This window comes from Roseateles sp. (assembly GCF_049240545.1).
In the GTDB taxonomy this organism is placed as follows: Bacteria; Pseudomonadota; Gammaproteobacteria; order Burkholderiales; family Burkholderiaceae_C; genus Paucibacter_A.
Map to the genome: position 1 here is coordinate 1 of NZ_JBMLSK010000081.1, position 1809 is coordinate 1809.

At 65.0% G+C, this 1809-nt stretch carries 2 protein-coding genes and 1 pseudogene; all 3 read left to right on the top strand.

Annotated features, from left to right (window positions below; all coding sequences use genetic code 11):
- Positions 1 to 151 precede the first annotated feature (151 nt).
- A pseudogene (locus ACOVRJ_RS05165) lies at positions 152 to 1108 on the top strand (transposase); the annotation flags it as partial.
- A gap of 153 nt (positions 1109 to 1261) precedes the next feature.
- The gene (locus tag ACOVRJ_RS05170; RefSeq protein ID WP_422042831.1) at positions 1262 to 1501 is read left to right on the top strand and encodes a DUF4160 domain-containing protein; all 240 of its coding nucleotides are present in this window, start codon (positions 1262 to 1264) and stop codon (positions 1499 to 1501) included.
- A complete protein-coding gene (locus ACOVRJ_RS05175; protein ID WP_422042832.1) occupies positions 1473 to 1724 on the top strand; it encodes a DUF2442 domain-containing protein in 252 nt (83 codons plus the stop codon). Before ACOVRJ_RS05170 ends, ACOVRJ_RS05175 begins: the two co-directional genes overlap by 29 nt.
- Positions 1725 to 1809 lie beyond the last annotated feature (85 nt).

The window sequence follows — 1809 nt, forward strand, 5'->3', positions numbered from 1 at the left end:
GGCACAGGCCCATCCAGCTGGCGAAGTGCTTGTCGCTGGGGAACCGGGACATGTCCCGAACTCTGTTGAACGGATGAGATGAAGGTGGCGGTTCCTTTCGCCTGGATGCGAACATCCAGGTGCCTTGCAAGCAAAGAAAGGAACCACCGAAATGAAGTCTCGCATGAAGCCCGCGCTGCGGGCATTGCCAACTGCCCAGGTGCAGATCTCGTTGCCCGTGCAGGGCGTTTTGCGCGATGTGCGCCACGCCTTCCTGGGCCTGTGCATCGATGCGGGCCAGAAGGTGCTGGCAGCCCTGATGGAGTCCGACCGGGTCGCGCTGTGCGGCGCCTCTGGCGTGCCCGATGCCCAGCGCCGTGCGGTACGCGGTGGCACCACGGCCAGCCAGGTCGTGCTGGGTGGCCAGCGCATCGCGGTGCGCCGCCCGCGGGCTCGCTCGTTGACGCAGTGCGAGCTGTCGCTGCCCAGCTTTGAGTGGGCCGCCCACAGCGACCCGCTGGACGCCGCGACGATGGCCGCCATGGCTGCGGGCGTGTCCACCCGGCGCTATGCGAGCACCCAGGAGCCGGTTGCCGCGGCGCACCATCCAATTGCAGCCTCCAAGAGCGCGGTGTCGCGGCGCTTTGTGCAGCTCAGCCAGGAGCAGCTGGCGCAACGTCGTGGAGCACCTGCCCGAGGAACTGCACTCCAGCGTCAAGCGCGCCTTGAGGGATGCCTGGTCGGCCTCGGATGCCGATCTGGGGCGCGCAAGCAGCTCAGCCGCCTGGCCGCGTCGTTGCAAAGCAAACATCCGGGCGCGGCGGCCAGCCTGCGTGAAGGCCTGGAGGAGACCCTGACGGTGCAAACGCTGGGCATCACTGGTGCGCTGCAGCGCACGCTGCGCACCACCAACCCGATCGAGAACCTGAACGGCTCGGTGGCGCATTACTGCCGCAACGTCAAGCGCTGGGGCGATGGGCAGATGGTGCTGCGCTGGGTGGCCAGTGCGCTCAACGACGCGGCTGTCCGGATGCGCAAGCTGCGTGGCTGCAGCCAGATGCGCAGCCTGATCAAGGCGCTCGATGCTCGCCGCACCACAGCCGAAGAAAGCGCGACCTTGAAGGCCGCGTGGCATGTCGACCCAGGAGCCGTCACCTCTCACGGTTCAACAGCGAGCGGGACATTGCCGCGATTGATGGACTCCTGACCTCAAGGGGTTTCCCCTTCGCAGGCCTGCCGCGAAGGCAGGTTTTGCGGCACGCGGATCGGCTACAGTGATTTCATGGCGCCCACTGTGGTTCGCGATGGTCCGTTCCGGCTGTTCTTCTTCTCCAGGGAGGAGCCCCGCATCCACGTGCATGTGGCGCATCCCGACGGCGAAGCGAAGTTCTGGCTCACCCCGAGCGTCCATGTCGCCACAGCAACAGGGCTGACGCCACGCCAGCTCGCTGAGGCCCAGGCTGTTGTGGAAGTCCATCTGAAGGAGATCGAAGATGCATGGAACCGTCACTTCGGCCGCTGAAGTCACCAACATCTCCAAGCACGGTTTTTGGCTTCTTCTTGGAGACGAAGAGTTGCTCCTTCCCTTCGAGCACTTCCCTTGGTTCAAGTCGGCGACGGTGGAGCAGATCTCCAATGTCGAACGTCCATCACCCAACCATCTGTACTGGCCAAGCTTGGACGTGGATCTTGCCGTGGAATCCATTCGTCAGCCTGAGGCCTTCCCGTTGATTTCGAAGCCATAAGGCCCGGGCCGCCGAGCACCCACCCCGGCCAGTCTTCGAGCTGCGCCATCGCTTCTCGACGCACGGTCTCGGCCTTCAGCGGCAG

What these genes read in the sequence shown, in the direction of transcription:
- ACOVRJ_RS05170 (WP_422042831.1), top strand. Translation starts at nt 1,262, where the DNA reads ATGGCGCCCACTGTGGTTCGCGATGGTCCGTTCCGGCTGTTCTTCTTC.
- ACOVRJ_RS05175 (WP_422042832.1), top strand. Translation starts at nt 1,473, where the DNA reads ATGCATGGAACCGTCACTTCGGCCGCTGAAGTCACCAACATCTCCAAG.